The following is a 15,214-nucleotide window of genomic DNA, read 5'->3' on the forward strand; positions in this document are numbered from 1 at the left end:
TCGACGCCGAGGTCGAGGTCAGCGGGTGCGGATCCAGATCGTCTTCTCCCGGGTCCACTGGTCGAAGGCGTCGGTCGATTTCTCCACTCCGCCGAAGCCCGACTGCTTCCAGCCGCCGAAGGGGGTGGTGATGTCGCCCTCGCTGTAGGCGTTGACGGAGACCACACCGGCCTCGATGCCGCGGGCCAGCCGTAGCGCGGTGTCGAGGTCGCGGGTCCAGAGCGAGGCGGCGAGCCCGTACTCGGTGGCGTTGGCCCTGCGTACCGCCTCGTCCTCGGAGGTGAAGGTCTGGACGGTGACGACCGGACCGAACAACTCCTTGGTGAGGACGTCGCTGCCTTCGGGGGCACGAGTGATCACGGTGGGCGGGTAGTAGGCGCCGCGGGGAGGCAGCCCGTGGGGCAGTCCCCCGGTATGGATCTGGGCTCCGCCGGCCCGGGCGGCCTCCACGGCTCCCGCCACCCGGTCGAAGGCTGCGTGGTCGATGAGCGGCCCCACCCGCGTGCGCGGGTCGGCCGGGTCACCGATGACGAGCTCTCCAGCCGCGGCCGTGAAACGCTCCAGGACCTCCTCGGCGATACTGCGGTGAACCAGGACCCGGGATCCGGCCGTGCAGTTCTGCCCCATGGTCAGGAACGCGGCCTCGATCATGTGGTCGATGAGCTCGTCGCCGTAGGAGAGCGCGTCGGCCATCAGCACCTGGGGGCTCTTGCCGCCCATCTCCAGCGAGACGCGCTTGAAGTTGCTCTCGGCGGCGCCCTTGAGGATGCGGCGGCCGGCTGCGCTGGACCCGGTGAAGGAGAGCGCCCCCACAAGGGGGTTGAGAGCCAGGGCCACCCCGGCTTCCTGCCCGTACCCGGGCAGCACCGTGAGCACCCCGTCGGGCAGTCCGGCCTCCGCGGCAAGTGCGGCCAGGTGCAGGGCCGAGCGCGGGGTCGCCTCGGCGGGCTTGACCAGCAGACAGTTGCCGGCCGCCAGCGCCGGTCCGACCTTCCACGCGGTCATGGCCAGCGGATAGTTCCACGGCAGGATCGCCGCGACGACCCCGACCGGTTCGCGGCTCATGAGACCGAGACCGTCGGGCCCGCTCGGCGCGACGCGGCCGAATATCTTGTCGGCCGCCTCGGCGAACCAGCGGATCGACTCGATCGCACCCGGTACGTCGCCCGTACGGCACTCCGTGATCGGCTTGCCGGCGTCCTCGCTGTCCAGCCGGGCGAGGATCTCGGCGTCGCGTTCCATGAGGTCGGCCAGCCGCAGCAGTACCGCGCCACGCTCCCGGGCCGGCAGCCGCGACCACACCCCGGCGCAGTGGACCTGCCGGGCCCGCTCGGCGGCCTTGGCGACATCGTCGGCGCTCGCGGCGGGCAGGGTGGTGATCTGCTCCCCCGTGGCGGGGTTGACGACCCGCAGCATCTCGTTGGTGGTCACGCCTCCTCCACCAGCTCCCAGCGCCCGTCGGTCCGGCGGGCCAGTCCGCGGCGGCGGAGTTCCTCCAGATAGCGGGCCATGCCGCGGTCACCGCGCTTGCGGAACAGCGGGAAGACCCGGGGCAGCAGGTTCGGCATGAGCATCGCGAACCGCACCAGACGGGACTCACCAGGCCGGGGATAGGCCTCCAGTCGAGGCTTGTCCAGCAGGCTCACCACGGCCGCGACGACGTCGGCGGGCTGCTGGGGCCGGTCCTGGAACTGCAGGGAGTTCCCGCCGTCCACGGCCTCCTGGCGCAGCATCCGGGTGTCGGTCGCCGACGGCAGCACCGAACCGGCCAGAATGCCCTTGCTCCTGAGGTCGAGCCCGATGGCCAGCATCGCGCCACGCAGCCCGAACTTGGCAGCGGTGTAGATCGGTGTCTCGCCCAGCGGGAAGATTCCGCCGAGGGAGACCGTGGTGACCACCCGGGCGTCCGGAGAGGAGTTCAGCAGGGGAATCGCGATCCGGGTCGCGATCAGCGGGGAGGTCAGGTTGAGGGTGATCTCCCGCTCGATGCTCTCTACGCTGCGGACGTCGAAGCGTTCCGCGCTGGTCATGCCCACGTTGTTGACGAGTACGTCGAGGCGACGGTGGTCATCGGCCACCACCTCGAACAGCCGCTCCACCTGGGCGCGGTCCATCAGATCGCATCCGATACCCGTATGCCCGGCGCCCGGAAGGTCCGCGGCCACCTTCATGGCGCGGACGCCGTCGATGTCGACGACGACGCAGCGGGCGCCGCCGGAGGCGAAGCGGTGGCACAGCGCGCTGCCGATGCCGCCCGCGCCGCCGGTCACCAGCATGACCTTGTCGGTGAAGTCGAACCCCCTCATGCCGCCGCCTCCGCGCGCCGCAGGGGCCGTACGGACGGCGGCCGGCCCTCGGTGCGCCAGCCCATCTCCCCCGCGACCTTGGCGAGGTACTTCACGAAGGCCGTGCCGTCGACGTAGCCGGTGTGACGGGGCGAGTCGACGAACTCCAGCCCGCCGTTCAGATCCGGCCGGTCGGAGCGGATCAGGCGGGCGAACCGCTCCGCGTTCGGCAGCCGGTGCCGAGCGTCATGGACGTACCCGGCGATCAGCTGCGCCTGGGCGTCGAAGAGCCGGTACGCACCGGAGTTGGTCTCGACGAAGCCGACGCCGAACAGGCCCTCGTGCTCGCGCGAGAACGACGACAGGTACAGGTCCGGGTGCTGCTCGTCGCCGAAGTACCGCTGGGCGACCGGCACTTTGTGGACATAGCCGGTGGCCAGCAGGACGAGATCGAAGTCGTCGCTCGTGCCGTCGGTGAAGTGGACGGTCCTGCCCTCGGTGCGTGCGATCGCGGGCTTGACGGTGATGTCACCGTGCTGGAGGTGGTGGATCAGCATCGAGTTGACGGCCGGGTGCGACTCGAACAGTTTGTGGTCCGGCTTCGGCAGCCCCAGCCGCGTCGGGTCGCCGTTGATGATCCGCAGGAGGGCTCCGAAGAGCCGCTGCGCCAGCCACATCGGCAGGTGGGGTCCGCTGTCGGCGATGGTGTCCACCGGCCGACCGAACAGGTGCTTGGGGATGAACCAGTACCCGCGCCGCATACTGATCACCGCGTGGTCCGCGCTCCGGGCCGCGTCGCAGGCGATGTCGCAGCCGGAGTTCCCCGCCCCCACGACCAGGACCCGCTTGCCCCGCAACTCCTCCGCGCTGCGGTAGCCGACGGTGTGCCGGACCTCCCCACTGAACTCACCGGGCAGCTCGGGGATGTTGGGGTGCCACTGCGAGCCCGTACACACGACGACCTGCCCGTGCGTGCTTTCCCGCCCGTCGGCCCGGGTGACCGTCCAGGTGCCGTCCGCGTTCTTCTCGACGTTCTCGACCTCGACACCGAACTCGATGCGGTCCGTCAGTCCGTAGGCGTCGGCGAAGGACTCCAGGTACGACAGGATCTGCCGGTGGGGCGGGTAGTCCGCGAAGTGGCCGGGCATCGGGAAACCGCCGAACCCCGACAGCGTCCTGCTGGAGATGAAATGGGCCGACTCGTACATCGGGCTGCCGGGATTGTCGATGTCCCAGATACCGCCGGGCCGGGTGTGCCGCTCCAGATGCGTGTACGGCAGATTCCGCTCCGCCAGGGCCCTGGCGACCGCCAGCCCGGCAGGTCCCGCCCCGATCACGCACGTATCAAACTGGTTTTCCTTCACGGGCCTGCCTCCTCGTTCGTCCCGCTTCACGGGGGTTGGAGGAAACGTATGCACCCGGCGTTCGGCGGGAACTGACCTGCGCGGCCATGGACCGGACCTCAGCGGCCGCCACCGAGCCGGCACGGGAAGGGCTGTACCGCGCCGTCATGGAGCAGCTCGCCCACGGTCTGATCACGCGGGTCGGGCAGGGCGCACCGGCGGACGACGGATTCGAGGAAACGGCCGACACGCCGGCCGCCGCCGCGCTGCGGCGAACGGTCCGTGAGCAGCCCGCGGAAACGATCACGCGGTTCTTCCCCGCCGACTTCGACGGGCTCGGCACGCAGCGCCTCTCCCACCTCGACGAGGAGGCCGAGCACACCTGTCTCCAGGCCTTCGTGTCCGCCGTGATGGCCACGGCAGGCGGTTGACTGGAGCTGGGGGGCTGTGCCCGCGAGGAAAGCACCTCGCACGCCGCCTGGCCTGTGCCATGCGGGCGAAGGGCCACCCGAAGGATCTCCTAGACGGCGGGGGCCCGTGTGGGAGCCGGGACCGGGACTGTGGGGCGCGCCGGGCGGGTGACGAAGAGCCAGACGCACAGGCCGAGGGCCGCGAGGAATCCGCAGAGCAGGACGGTGACGACGGCACCGACGGGTACAGAGCAGCCCGTACCGGCGAGCCCCATCGTCGTCACGACGCTCAGCAGGCACACGGTCACGATCGACAGTCCGCTCACCGCGATCGTTCGGGTGGCCCCGCCACCGGTCACTCTGATCCCGTCCAGACCGGGACGACCGTATGCCGCGTAGCCGAGGACGGACACGGCGAGCACCAAGGACAGCAGCAGAACGATGAGGACACCCAGCCAGCCGGGGGCCCGTCCTCCGTGGTACGCCTTGCCGTAGGCGTACGCGCCGTCACACAGGAGCGCGAAGATCGGTAGGGGCACGCACTGTCCGAGCAGGCGCCGTGCGTAGTGGACGGGATCGTAGGGCAGCACGCCCTCGATGAGCAGGACGGCAGCGAAGATGAGCAGCCCTCCGGCGACGGAGAAACCGACGCCGGCCACGACATGCTCGAACAGCGCCCGGCCGGGGTTGTCTCCGTCGGCCGCGACGATGCAGTAGGTGAGCGAGCTGAGGAGCAGCCCGAGCAGGGCCGCGAGCAGCGCGGGAAGGGCTTGGCCCAGCGCTTCTTCCCGGCGGCCCGTCGGTGCGGCCTCGCCGAGAAAATGAGAGATGACGATGAACACGGCCGTGAGCGCGAATCCGGCCAGCACTCCGGAGAGTTGCGAGTAGAGCTCGGCGATCGACTGCACATCGAGGGGCGGGGGCTTGCACGACATCGGCGGCTCCGGGGACGGACGACGAGACGCAGCATGCTGCCGGCCGACCCCCTCACCGAGACGTTCGCGGATTTCCGGCCCGGGCGGGTGGGAGGTGCGGTAGTGCGGTGGCCGGTGCCATGACGTCGACAGGTCCGCCTTGTGGGGCTGGGCGCTTCCGTCGGCAAGTCATGCCTGGTGGTAGTCGTCGTACGACACTTCGTTCGGCCCCTGCTCCTGCTCCTGCTCCTGCTCCTGCTCCTGCTCCTGCTCGCGCTCGTACATGGCGTTGAGCACCCACACCGCGTCGGGCATCGCTGGAGGCATGAATTCGGTCAGGCCGTCGCCGCATAGCTCCAGCAGCCAGTCGGTGGCTCCGGACGGCGCGAGCGGCCACAGGCTGGACATCGGTTTCGGTTCCTCGGACATCCCGCTCATGGTCCCGTATGCAAATCCGCCCCTCTCGCGAGGCGACCGGCCGACCAGCGCCTGTCCGGCGGATCATGTGACCGTCGTGAGGAAGACGGTGTACGAACGGCACAGACGTTGGTCGGCGGACGGCACCTGGGACGGGATCTTCGCGGCCGTCCTGGCCGACGCCGACGCTGAAGGCCGGATCGACTGGTCGATGGTGAGCGTCGATTCGACCTCCTGCCCGGGCCCATCAGCACGCCGCCGGGGCTCGTAGGAAGCCGCCACGGGTGCCGGGACAAGGTGCGCGCCCCACCCTCACCGTCCCGACCAGGGACTCGGACGCTCCCGGGGCGGTCTGACCTGCAAGATCCACCTCGCCGGTGAGGGTGGACGCCGGCCCCTGGCCCTGCTGATCACTCCGGGGCAGTGGGGCGACGCTCCGCAGCTCATCCCGGTCAGGGAACGCATCCGTGTCGGCCGCCTCTGTGGCGGTCACCCGCGCACGCGGCTACATCTTCCACGGCACCGTCACTGTCGCTTCGATCCGGCTCCGGCTCCGGCTCCGGCTCCGGCTCCGGCTCCGGCTCCGGCTCCGGCTCCGGCTCCGGCTCCGGCTCCGGCTCCGGCTCCGGCTCCGGCCATGATCTTCTAGTCGCCGGTCGTGCCGTCGAGCATCTCGCGCAGGATGTCCAGGTGGCCGTTGTGGCGGGCCGTCTCCTCGGTGAGGTGGAGGAGGATCCAGCGCAGGTCGACGTGGAGGCCGTTGCGCACGGCTCGCTGGGCCTGCTTGTCCAGGCCGTTCCCAGCGACCAGTTCGCGGTAGTGGGCGCTCTGTCCGACGTATTCGTCGAGCAGCTGCGTCAGCGGGAAGTCGACGGCGATACGCATCTCGCGGTCGGGGTCCTCCTCGGTCCAGGGGCCCCGGTCCTCCTCACCGAGGAAGACCACTTGGAACCAGTAGTACTCGACCCAGCGGAGGTGGTTGATCACTCCGCTCATAGTCATCAGCGGTGAGCCTGGCAGGAGCGCCTTGCGCGCGTTCTCCGCAGAGACGCCATCGCACTTGGCGCGGGCGGTGTCACGTGCGTAGTCGAGGAACGTGGTGAGCTGGGTGCGCTCGTCCCACGCGGGCGGCGTGTCGTCGATTCTGGTCATCGCGCGAAGCGTCCCCGATCACCGTGACCAATGTCGAGGCATTTATCGACGGACCCGACCTGCTCCACCCAGTTCCTTGTCCGACGGGTCGCTACAGCGATTCAGCGCGGGTGGGCCACTCGGCATGATCCGCCGGACAGGCCCCGGCGGTTCTGTGGCGCGACATCCGCTGTCGGGGCAGGTGACGCATGGAGTGGCGCTTACCCATTCCTATGCGGATGCGAACACGGCAACGGTGCGCGCGATCCCGTGCGGGATCTGCCCGGACCATGGCCATACCTCATCGCCGCCGCTGACGAGTCGTGGTGCCACTTCCCGGAGTGCGGTCGCCGCTGGTCGTACGACCGGCTCGCTCAGCCGTGCGCGGAGCTGGCGGCGCACCGGATCACCGATCGTGACGGCGGGTCCGTCGTCTCCTGATCCGTTCGCGCGTCGGAGGCTGCGCAGATGCTGGACGGCGCTGCTGTCGAGCTGCTCATCCTGAGCAAGAGTCAAGGGCCACTCGACTGTGTGACGCCCTGCGCGATCTGGCCGGCGGCGTCGAAGATGGCCTCACCGAACGCGGTGGGGGCGATCAGTACGCCGAAGACGAGAACGATGACGACGGTCAGCTTCTCGTCGAGGCGGCTTCGGGCCTGTGTACGCCGTCTCAGGCGCAGCACGATGATGACCGCCAGCAGCACCGCCACATTGATCGTCAGAATCACCCGGCCGACCCTCCCCGTCAGACACACATGTCCCAGCCCACATGTAGCCCGAATCACTCCATGCTGTGGGCCGGTTACTGGTCGGTGGCGGCAAAACGCTTCTGCACGACCGGATTGCGGGTCTTGACCAGCGCGTACAGCAACCCTCGCGGATGCGGGGACGTGTGTGGGTGAACGTCAACTGGTCGGCGCAGTACGTCGCGTGACTGAGGTCGACGTCCTTGTCGCCCCGGCCCTGGAAGATCTCCAGGTACGTTCGGCCGCCAGTCGCCCGTGTGGTCCATCGGGCGCAGCCTGTCCTTCAGGACACCGTCGGGCTTGCGGATCTTGTTCAGGAAGTCCTCGGTGAACAAGTCCTTCGAGGCTGCCGGGAGTTCGCTGACGATCTGCCCGGAGGTGTGATGGCCGTCGAAGAGGTTGTAGGGGCCGCCGACCGGGGCGAGCGCCCCCAGCGGGAAGTAGCGGTCGGCGCCCTCCTGCTGAGGCCGCGACGGCGGCCCGAGGGTCACCGTAGGGGTGGAACCCTTGGCCCGATCCGAGGCCCACGTAGTCGGGCGCCGAAACGGCCCGCCCGGTCGAGGCGAACAGTAGGGCGACGAGCCGGTCGTTCGACTTCGGGTTCTCCGAGGCGACGTCCTGGCGGTAGACGGTGGTGTCGTGCAGCCAGGAGACAGTGGACAGGTGGCGCGCCCCATTCTTGGGCAGGACGACGAGCTGGCTCGCGGTCGTGGGGGCGCCCGCGCTGTCCGTGGTGCGGTAGGTGACCCGACGGGCGGTCACCCCGTATCGGATGCCCGCCTCGACACCGACCCCGAGGTGCACACCATGCTCGCCGAAAAGCTGTTCCCGCAGTGGGCAGATGTCACCGCCTCGGTTTCTGGTCACGGCCGAGGGGAGAGCTGTTCGCGCACCCAATCAGGATCGGGGTTGGTGTGTGGTTGGCCCGCCACGACGACGGTCGGCACGGTCTCGTTGCCGTCGTTGGCCGCCCTCACCACTGCGGCTCCTGCCGGGTCGCGCCAGATGTTGACCCAGTACAGCTGGCGGGCGCTGCGGCCCAGCCGGATGCGCAGTCGCATGCAGTACATGCAGCCCGGCCGCCAGAAGACGACCGGCCGACCGTCGGCCACACTGCGGCGCTGTGCCTCCCGCACACCGATCGACTTCGGAAAGATCAGGGGCGAGTTGACGCCGGCGAGCGCGAGGAACACCAGCAGGAGGGCTGCGGCTGTGCCGGGGTGCCCCTTGGAGATCTGCCCCATCGCGAGGGCTGAGCCGCAGAGCACAAGCACCATCGGCAGGATCCAAGCGCGCGTCATGGTGACGCAGACTATCGATGAGGCGAGATGCTCCTCGGACCAGGCCGCACGCTTGAGTCTTCGCCGGATGCTGAGGCGGCCTTCGTCTGACTCATGCGCTCCGACCAAGGACATACGTGACCACGGAGCAGGCCGGGTCGTGAAGGTGAGTTCGCTGCCATCCAATGCGCCCCGGGGGCGGCAGGTACCGGCCGGCCTGCCCGTGCCGCAGGCCGCCGACGGCCGCCCGGGCCGCGTGGTCGAGCCGGGTCGTCGTCGACCCGATCGAGGTGGTGGCCGCCGGCACCCCGGCATCGACGGCACCCCGGCGTCGGCGGCGGCATGTCGGTGCCGAGGTCTAGGGTCGTGGCATGATCCGGATGGACCTCACCAGTATCGATGAGCAGTGGCGCCAGAGTGTGCTGTGGCTGGTCTCGCGTGGCTGCCGGGGCGATGTGGTGTGGCAGGCCGGTGGGCCGGTCGGGCAGGGGTGCCTGTGTCACTCGGTCGGTGTACGGGCCTCAGAGGCGAGGGGGTCCGGCAAGGTTGCCCCGGCGGGGGCCGCTCGGAGCATCGGTGTCGGACCATTCTCCGCAGGCTTCGCCGGGCCCCCCGTGCATCCGCCGGGTGGCCTGTGGCGCCACCGGGAACTGGTCGGGCGCGGGGCAGGTGCTCGATGAGTCTCTTCGCCCCCGGGTTCCTTCGGTACCTCCAGCTCGACCCGCACGCCGACATGCGGGGGTACCCCTTCGACCTGCCCGTGGTCACCCACCTCGCGCGGCTCGGCAAGCTCGATCTCGACCCCGGGGTGACGTTCCTGGTCGGTGACAATGGTTCGGGGAAATCCACCCTTGTCGAAGCGCTGGCCACGGCCGCCGGGTTCAACGCCGAGGGCGGTTCGAAGTCGTTCCGTTTCGCCACCCGGTCCAGTGAGTCGAGCCTGGGCGATCATCTGGTCCTGTGCTGGAATCGGCGGCCGCGCGCAGGGTTCTTCCTGCGCGCCGAGAGCTTCTACAACGTGGCGACTGAGATCGACCGTCTGGACCTGGCGCCCGTGTACGGCGGTCGGTCCCTGCACGAGCGGTCCCACGGCCAGTCGTTCCTCGATCTGGTGAACCACCGCTTCGGCCCGGACGGTTTCTATGTACTGGACGAGCCGGAGGCGGCGCTGTCTGTGCAGGGCTGTCTGGCGCTGATGGTTCGGATGCGGGAACTTGTCGACCAGGGCTGCCAGTTCGTGATGGCCACGCACTCGCCGATTCTGCTCGCCATGCCGGGCGCCCGGATCCTCCAGATCGGGACCGACGGCACGATCGAACAGGTCGACTACGATCAGGCCGAGCCCGTAACCCTGACCCGCGCGTTCGTGAACCGGCCCGACAGGTTCCTGCGGAACATGTTCGGCGACGGCATCGCCACCCATGATCCGCTCGACGGAGACGCTCGAACGTGACGGGCGGGTGGGTCGGGCGTGCGTGAGTGCAGGCGGGCAGGCAGGCAGGCACTCGGAAACGAGAAGACACTGGTTCCGGAAGGGACACTGGTTCCGGAAGGGACACTGGTTCCCGGGGCACAGGGGTGGGCTCGGGCGTCAGTCTTGAACGAGTCCGGCCCGCGTCCGCGGAGGCCGTGCGTTCCAGGCCCAACTGTGTGGGAGGAGTGGCGGGATGCCGCCGAGCCGCCGGTGACGGCGACGGGGCGGCCGTCCACCACCGCCGTCGCGACCGCCTCCACCGAGCCGGTGTGACCGATGAGTACGTGCCGAACGTGGTGGTCGATCATGCTGCCCGTGGCCCACTCCACCCCCACCGGGCGTCGCTTTCACCGCTCACCGGTACGGCGATGACCGCGCCGCCAGCGCTCGGTCCCCGTACCGGGCCGCGTCCAGAGCCAGCAGCTGCCGCCGCATCCACACCTCGGCGTCACGGTGCAGATGCGCCGACGCCCGATACACCGCCCCCGCCAACCGCGCCGCAGCCCCCGAAGCCGTATCCACCAGCCCCAGCACCTCACCCGGATCGGCATTCACCAGGAACGCCGGATCCACCAACCGCCCATCCGTGCCCACGACCCCGGCGCCCGCGACCACAGCCCCTGCGCCCTCGACGCTCAGTGCATCAGACGTACCCGCATCCAAACAGCACCGATCGACAACCCGCCCCCCACCACGCGATTTACGTAGCCGACTCAGCGACATCACCTACAAGGCACCCAGCAGCCCCAGTGGCGGGGCGCCGCCGCTCAAGCCGTTGTGAACCAGCGACGCAGGGCTCCTCGACCAGCCGAGTCCGCACGGGACGCCGGGACGCCGGGACGCCGGGGCGCCGGGGCGCCGTGTCACCGTGTCGCCGGGGCGCCGTGTCGCCGAAGCTCCACCCCCGGTGCGGGGTGTGGAGCCCAGCCGGTGCGGGGCGCGGAGCCCAGCTCACTCAGTGGAAGGGGCCGTCGGTCGCGAAGGCGTGGGCCGCGAAGCGCTTGCCCATCCGACGGTAGGCGGCGGCGGTGGGGTGAAGGCCGTCGGCCAGGTCATCTGCCTCGTCCGGGCCGAGCAGCTCGCGTCCGTCGAGATGGTGGAGGTGGGGATCGGACGCCTGCCGTGCCGCGGCGATCCGGGCCAGCTCGGCGCGGACCACCGCCAGCGACAAGGCCCCGCCTGCCACATCGGCCGCGTCGCCCAGGGCGGTGAGCCTCCCGTCCGGGCCGGTCGTGGTCGGGCCGGGGGCGTCCTCCAGGGCCGGACAGCTCACCGGAGAGATCAGCAGCAGCGGGGTGTCCGGGTGTCCGTCCCGGATCGTGTCCAGGAATCCGTGGACCGCCGGGCCGAACGTCCGCAGCCGGAAGGCGGACAGGCTCACGATGTTGATGCCCACCTTGAGGCTGATCAGGTCGGCGGGCGTATCGCGGATCGTACGGGCGACATAGGGATCCAGCAGTGCGTTGCCCGCCTGGCTGAGGTTGATCACCTCCACCCCGCCGAGCGCGGCCGCCACCACCGGCCAGGTCCCGGTCGGGCCGTCGGCCTCGATGCAGTGGCTGATGGAACTGCCGTGGTGCACCCAGCGGCGCCGCCCGTCCGGCAGCGGTGCCAGTACGTCGCCGTCAGCGCGCAGTGCCACCAGTTCCGTCGGGGTCTGCTGGGGCAGCCACAACTCGACGCGCTTCATACCGGCAGGCAGCCCGGTGAACCGTACGGTCCCCGGCTCGCCCGGGACGAGTCGCTGTACGGCCGGCCCCGGGGCCCGCCATCCGCAGCACGTTGCCCACCGGCGCCTGCTGACGCCCGGCCAAGACGCCGTCGACGAGCAACTCCAGCATCCCGGTCGGGCGAGGGTGGGGGTCGGGTCGAGCCGGCCGGTGGAGGTGAGTACGTCGAACTCCAATTCCCGCGCGTCGGTGCGGAACACCAGCCGCACCCCCGAAGGCATCACGGTCACCCCGTAGACCGACGGGTCCTGGTACTGCGCCTTGGTCCACGCCGGCAACCTGCGCGGCATCACCCCTGCCCGCGTGGTCTCCAGATCCAGCGCGCCCCGAAACTCCACCGGCCCACCCACCAGCGGTACCGCCCGCAGCGCCACCGTCATCGCTCCTGCCCCAGGTCAACGCACTCGTGGACATGGGGCTCGTCGAAGCCGAACCCACGGGCGGCGGGACCGGGCAGATCGACGATGCGCACGCCGCCGGCGGGTGTCACACCCTCACCGGCGAGGGTCGGACCGCGAGCGATCAGCTCCCTCGCGTACCGGTCCATGCAGGACCAGTGCTCCCCCAGCAACTCCGCCGGCAACTCCTCGCGTAATGCGAGGGAGCCGGGCCGATCACGGTGATAGCGGAAGAACTCCATGACCACAGACCCTTCCCCACCAAGGGCACCAACTCAACAGGCTTTCGGCAACGATGACCGAGCTGGGCACCGGAGGATCTGCAACAGGTCAACCCCACGTTTCCCCTGCGTTTGACGTGTTCTGGGCCCGGAGGGAGGCTTGATATGTACAGCGCGAACGAAGGGCGCACGGAACGCCCAGCGGCAAGGAACCCCTGCGTCTTGCGCGGCCTTGCACCTCCCTCCGCGATCGTCCTAGCCCAAGGGTGTGGTCGCGATGCGATACCTCCGACCTCTTCCGCGCGGCCCTACCGCAGCCCGCGCGGAGCCCTGCCCGGTACCGCTGGCGCCTGAAGCCCTGGCTCAGCTCTATGCCCGCTACCTCGATCTGACGACCTCGGGCCGACTGCCGGACAGCACCGCCTTCGAGGACTTCTACTACAACTGGCACTCCGCCCGGCGCGGCACCAAGCGCATCGGACTCGACGACGGAGCGGTCCGTGTCGGCACCCGTGCGCCACGCCAACTCATCACGCGGCCCGCCGCGCGTCTGAGAGGCGCGATCCATACGCTCGTGCTCCAGGTCGACTTCCCCGATCTGCCGCACAACCCGAACCGCCGCCCCGGCCATTTCCGCGAGTTGCTGTTCAGCACGGCGTCCCTGCCCACTGGCAGCATGCGCGACTTCTATCGCAAGGTCAGCGGCTTCGGCCCGTTCAGCGACACCGGCATCGACGTTCAGGGCGAGGTCCGGAGCTGGTTCCGGATGTCACAGCCGTTGTCGTTCTACGCCGACGGCAACTCCGGCCTTACAGAGGACGGCTTCCCACGCAACGCCCAGGGGCTGGCCCGGGACGCGGTACGACTCGCTCTGGCGGAGGGCGTCGACTTCACACCCTTCGACGCGCTGGGCGAACACACAGTCACGGCCCTGTTCATCGTGCACGCCGGTCGAGGTGCCGAGAAGACACTCGTGTTCATTCAGAACGCGGACACCATGACGGAGACGCAGTACATCCTCGTCGAATACCGGCGCCGCCGTGGGCAGGACGCGTTCCTCCCCGACTCCGGCATCGCGGTCTATGTCGTCGACGAAGCCATCGAGGACGTCAACGAAGAGAACACCCTCGCCATCGAACTGCTGCAGGCCGACGGCAAACGCGACCTCGGGGCGATCTTCGGCCGGGGCAACCCGGGAGACGCGAACGACCTGTATCCCTCCCGGGGCAACTCGGTACTCGGCGAGACGACGAACCCTCCGCTCAACCTGCCGGACGGACGGTGGTCCGGAGTCACCATCGAGGTCGAGGGGAGGCCGGGCGACGACGCGATGGCGATCGACGTACGGATGGAGTGACGTACCGGGCCCCAGCGCATCCAGCGCCCTGCGAGACCGGTGAGTGGCGTTCGAGGTGGGCCCGGGCCCCCTGGTCGCCGCCTCCGCAGATTCGCCGACTTACCGACTTACCGACTCGCCAACTCACCGACTCGTCGTCGAGTTGCTTGGACAGTTCCTCGTACTGCTCCTCAACCACCCGGAGCCGCGCCAAGAGTTCGGCTGGAAGCAGGAAAACGATGTGTGCAAGGAGAGGCCATGAGTATCCGCATAGCCACTTTCAACTGCGAGAATCTCTTCCGAAGGCCCATCGTCTTCGGTAGCGGGAACGACCCGATACGCGACGAAGTACTCAAGGACTTCAGGGAGCTTGTCGAAATCCTCGATCGCGACACATACACGGATGACGACAAGACAAAGATCATCCAATTCCTCAAGAAGCACAGCGCCGATGTCGCCCAGGAGATCTCCACCCAGACGATCCTGGTGAACGAACCACGCGGACGGGCCAGGCTGCTCAAGGGCGACGGCCAGAACATCGAGGTCAGGCCCGAGGTCACGGGACGGTCCGCCTGGGTCGGCTGGGTCGAACTGGTCAAGGGCGACCTGAGCTGGGACGCCGTCAAGAACACCGCCAGGGTGATCGCCGAGGTGAACGCCGACATCCTGCTGACGGTCGAAGTCGAGGACCGGCTCACCCTGCACCGCTTCAACAAGCAGGTGCTGGCGGGTCAGTTCGACGCGGAACCGTATCCGTTCAATCTGCTGATCGACGGCAACGACATTCGCGGCATCGACGTGGGGCTGTTCAGCCGGCATCCGATCACCTCCGTGCGCTCGCACATCTTCGACAAGAAGAACTCCCGGGAGATCTTCAGCCGGGACTGCCCGGAATTCGAGATCGACATCGCTGGCGAACCACTCTGGCTCCTCGGGAACCACTTCAAGAGCAAGCGCGGCGGCGGAGGCGACAAGCGCAAGCTCCAGGGTGAGCGCGTCGCCCAGCTCTACCAGGCCGCGCTCGAACGCTCGGCCCATGTCGTAGTGGCCGGGGACCTCAACGACACCCCCGGCAGCCCACCGCTCGCGTTCCTCGAGGCCACCGGCCTGGAGGACGCGATGACCCACGACAGTTACGAGGGACCGCCCGGCACCCACGGGAAGTGCACCCACCTCGACGACAAGATCGACTACCTGATGTTCTCGCCGGCGCTGTTCGCCAAGGTGGACCAGGTCGAGGTCGAGCGGCGTGGGATCTTCGAGTTCGGCACCCCGTTCGACACCGTGACCGGACCCGGCAACCAGGCTTCCGACCACGCTGCCATCGTCGCCGACCTCGACCTGTAAGGGCGGCACTGCGAGACCCGGGCGAATTCGCCGTGCGGCGCCCGGGCGGGCAAGTCGCGACGGGGCAAGCCCGCCCGGGCGCCGCGGCGTGAGGTGGTGGAACACCGCCGACCAGGCGGGGGGATCACAGGGCAGACAAGTCACTCGGATGAAGCGGGAGAGGACTGGACGCCTCCGTGTGC

The 15,214-nt window shown here is 69.2% G+C and carries 15 protein-coding genes and 3 pseudogenes; 6 read left to right on the forward strand and 12 right to left on the reverse strand.

Going from position 1 to position 15,214, the window contains the following annotated elements; translation table 11 throughout:
* Window positions 1–18: 18 nt before the first annotated feature.
* From ABT147_RS00665 to ABT147_RS00675, 3 genes are read right to left on the reverse strand one after another with little or no spacing between them, the layout of a single operon-like run.
* Window positions 19–1,416 carry an aldehyde dehydrogenase family protein gene (locus ABT147_RS00665; protein ID WP_351401929.1) on the reverse strand — a complete coding sequence of 466 codons (1,398 nt, stop codon included), beginning with the start codon at window positions 1,414–1,416 and terminating at the stop codon, window positions 19–21.
* A gap of 11 nt (window positions 1,417–1,427) precedes the next feature.
* Window positions 1,428–2,306 carry an SDR family NAD(P)-dependent oxidoreductase gene (locus ABT147_RS00670; RefSeq protein WP_351401208.1) on the reverse strand — a complete coding sequence of 293 codons (879 nt, stop codon included), beginning with the start codon at window positions 2,304–2,306 and terminating at the stop codon, window positions 1,428–1,430.
* Window positions 2,303–3,649, reverse strand: coding sequence for a flavin-containing monooxygenase (locus ABT147_RS00675; protein WP_351401210.1), 1,347 nt, complete (start codon window positions 3,647–3,649; stop codon window positions 2,303–2,305). The genes ABT147_RS00670 and ABT147_RS00675 overlap by 4 nt, the downstream gene beginning before the upstream one ends.
* A gap of 86 nt (window positions 3,650–3,735) precedes the next feature.
* On the opposite strand from ABT147_RS00675, the gene ABT147_RS00680 reads away from it, so the two are divergent.
* Complete coding sequence (locus ABT147_RS00680; RefSeq protein ID WP_351401212.1) at window positions 3,736–4,059, forward strand: hypothetical protein; 324 nt, start codon at window positions 3,736–3,738, stop codon at window positions 4,057–4,059.
* 89 nt (window positions 4,060–4,148) lie between these two features.
* On the opposite strand, the gene ABT147_RS00685 is transcribed toward ABT147_RS00680, so the two are convergent.
* Together ABT147_RS00685 and ABT147_RS00690 are read right to left on the reverse strand one after the other, a co-directional pair.
* Entirely contained in the window at window positions 4,149–4,973 is an 825-nt protein-coding gene (locus tag ABT147_RS00685; RefSeq protein ID WP_351401215.1) for a hypothetical protein, read from the reverse strand.
* A gap of 168 nt (window positions 4,974–5,141) precedes the next feature.
* Window positions 5,142–5,360 carry a hypothetical protein gene (locus ABT147_RS00690; RefSeq protein WP_351401217.1) on the reverse strand — a complete coding sequence of 73 codons (219 nt, stop codon included), beginning with the start codon at window positions 5,358–5,360 and terminating at the stop codon, window positions 5,142–5,144.
* A gap of 112 nt (window positions 5,361–5,472) precedes the next feature.
* Between ABT147_RS00690 and ABT147_RS47250 the strand changes: the two are divergent.
* Window positions 5,473–5,874, forward strand: a pseudogene (locus ABT147_RS47250) (transposase family protein); the annotation flags it as partial.
* A gap of 140 nt (window positions 5,875–6,014) precedes the next feature.
* On the opposite strand, the gene ABT147_RS00705 reads toward ABT147_RS47250, so the two are convergent.
* The 3 genes from ABT147_RS00705 to ABT147_RS00715 all read right to left on the reverse strand — a co-directional run bounded on the left by ABT147_RS00705 (window position 6,015) and on the right by ABT147_RS00715 (window position 7,737).
* Complete coding sequence (locus ABT147_RS00705; RefSeq protein WP_351401221.1) at window positions 6,015–6,521, reverse strand: DinB family protein; 507 nt, start codon at window positions 6,519–6,521, stop codon at window positions 6,015–6,017.
* A 491-nt stretch (window positions 6,522–7,012) separates the two neighbouring features.
* Complete coding sequence (locus ABT147_RS00710) at window positions 7,013–7,225, reverse strand: hypothetical protein (protein ID WP_351401931.1); 213 nt, start codon at window positions 7,223–7,225, stop codon at window positions 7,013–7,015.
* 77 nt (window positions 7,226–7,302) lie between these two features.
* Window positions 7,303–7,737, reverse strand: coding sequence for a hypothetical protein (locus ABT147_RS00715; RefSeq protein ID WP_351401223.1), 435 nt, complete (start codon window positions 7,735–7,737; stop codon window positions 7,303–7,305).
* A gap of 274 nt (window positions 7,738–8,011) precedes the next feature.
* Here ABT147_RS00715 and ABT147_RS00720 point away from each other — a divergent pair.
* Window positions 8,012–8,098 (forward strand): annotated as a pseudogene (locus ABT147_RS00720) (cysteine hydrolase); the annotation flags it as partial.
* Between the two features lie 11 nt (window positions 8,099–8,109).
* Here the strand turns inward: ABT147_RS00720 and ABT147_RS00725 are convergent.
* Window positions 8,110–8,547, reverse strand: coding sequence for a glutaredoxin domain-containing protein (locus ABT147_RS00725; protein ID WP_351401226.1), 438 nt, complete (start codon window positions 8,545–8,547; stop codon window positions 8,110–8,112).
* 655 nt (window positions 8,548–9,202) lie between these two features.
* Here ABT147_RS00725 and ABT147_RS00730 point away from each other — a divergent pair.
* Window positions 9,203–9,979 (forward strand): AAA family ATPase, encoded by a 777-nt coding sequence (locus ABT147_RS00730; protein WP_351401228.1) that lies wholly within the window; start codon window positions 9,203–9,205, stop codon window positions 9,977–9,979.
* A 375-nt stretch (window positions 9,980–10,354) separates the two neighbouring features.
* Here ABT147_RS00730 and ABT147_RS00735 read toward each other — a convergent pair whose 3' ends face one another.
* The 3 genes and pseudogenes from ABT147_RS00735 to ABT147_RS00745 form a co-directional block, all read right to left on the reverse strand.
* Window positions 10,355–10,576: a hypothetical protein gene (locus ABT147_RS00735; RefSeq protein WP_351401230.1), complete on the reverse strand. Its 222-nt coding sequence runs from the start codon at window positions 10,574–10,576 to the stop codon at window positions 10,355–10,357.
* Window positions 10,577–10,955: 379 nt separating this feature from the next.
* On the reverse strand, window positions 10,956–12,110 hold the full coding sequence (locus ABT147_RS00740; protein ID WP_351401232.1) for an SGNH/GDSL hydrolase family protein: 1,155 nt from the start codon (window positions 12,108–12,110) through the stop codon (window positions 10,956–10,958).
* A 32-nt stretch (window positions 12,111–12,142) separates the two neighbouring features.
* Window positions 12,143–12,370, reverse strand: a pseudogene (locus ABT147_RS00745) (YciI family protein); the annotation flags it as partial.
* 256 nt (window positions 12,371–12,626) lie between these two features.
* Between ABT147_RS00745 and ABT147_RS00750 the strand changes: the two are divergent.
* Window positions 12,627–13,706: a hypothetical protein gene (locus ABT147_RS00750; protein ID WP_351401234.1), complete on the forward strand. Its 1,080-nt coding sequence runs from the start codon at window positions 12,627–12,629 to the stop codon at window positions 13,704–13,706.
* 237 nt (window positions 13,707–13,943) lie between these two features.
* The gene (locus ABT147_RS00755) at window positions 13,944–15,032 is read left to right on the forward strand and encodes an endonuclease/exonuclease/phosphatase family protein (protein WP_351401236.1); all 1,089 of its coding nucleotides are present in this window, start codon (window positions 13,944–13,946) and stop codon (window positions 15,030–15,032) included.
* Window positions 15,033–15,214 lie beyond the last annotated feature (182 nt).

The sequence above is a fragment of the Streptomyces sp. NPDC001868 genome (assembly GCF_040297125.1).
Taxonomy (GTDB): Bacteria; Actinomycetota; Actinomycetes; order Streptomycetales; family Streptomycetaceae; genus Streptomyces.

Excerpts from the sequence above, each read along its gene's own strand:
- ABT147_RS00665 (WP_351401929.1), bottom strand. The coding sequence starts at position 1,416 with ATGCTGCGGGTCGTCAACCCCGCCACGGGGGAGCAGATCACCACCCTG.
- ABT147_RS00670 (WP_351401208.1), bottom strand. The coding sequence starts at position 2,306 with ATGAGGGGGTTCGACTTCACCGACAAGGTCATGCTGGTGACCGGCGGC.
- ABT147_RS00680 (WP_351401212.1), top strand. The coding sequence starts at position 3,736 with ATGGACCGGACCTCAGCGGCCGCCACCGAGCCGGCACGGGAAGGGCTG.
- ABT147_RS00685 (WP_351401215.1), bottom strand. The coding sequence starts at position 4,973 with ATGTCGTGCAAGCCCCCGCCCCTCGATGTGCAGTCGATCGCCGAGCTC.
- ABT147_RS00690 (WP_351401217.1), bottom strand. The coding sequence starts at position 5,360 with ATGTCCAGCCTGTGGCCGCTCGCGCCGTCCGGAGCCACCGACTGGCTG.
- ABT147_RS00705 (WP_351401221.1), bottom strand. The coding sequence starts at position 6,521 with ATGACCAGAATCGACGACACGCCGCCCGCGTGGGACGAGCGCACCCAG.
- ABT147_RS00725 (WP_351401226.1), bottom strand. The coding sequence starts at position 8,547 with ATGACGCGCGCTTGGATCCTGCCGATGGTGCTTGTGCTCTGCGGCTCA.
- ABT147_RS00730 (WP_351401228.1), top strand. The coding sequence starts at position 9,203 with ATGAGTCTCTTCGCCCCCGGGTTCCTTCGGTACCTCCAGCTCGACCCG.
- ABT147_RS00740 (WP_351401232.1), bottom strand. The coding sequence starts at position 12,110 with ATGACGGTGGCGCTGCGGGCGGTACCGCTGGTGGGTGGGCCGGTGGAG.
- ABT147_RS00750 (WP_351401234.1), top strand. The coding sequence starts at position 12,627 with ATGCGATACCTCCGACCTCTTCCGCGCGGCCCTACCGCAGCCCGCGCG.
- ABT147_RS00755 (WP_351401236.1), top strand. The coding sequence starts at position 13,944 with ATGAGTATCCGCATAGCCACTTTCAACTGCGAGAATCTCTTCCGAAGG.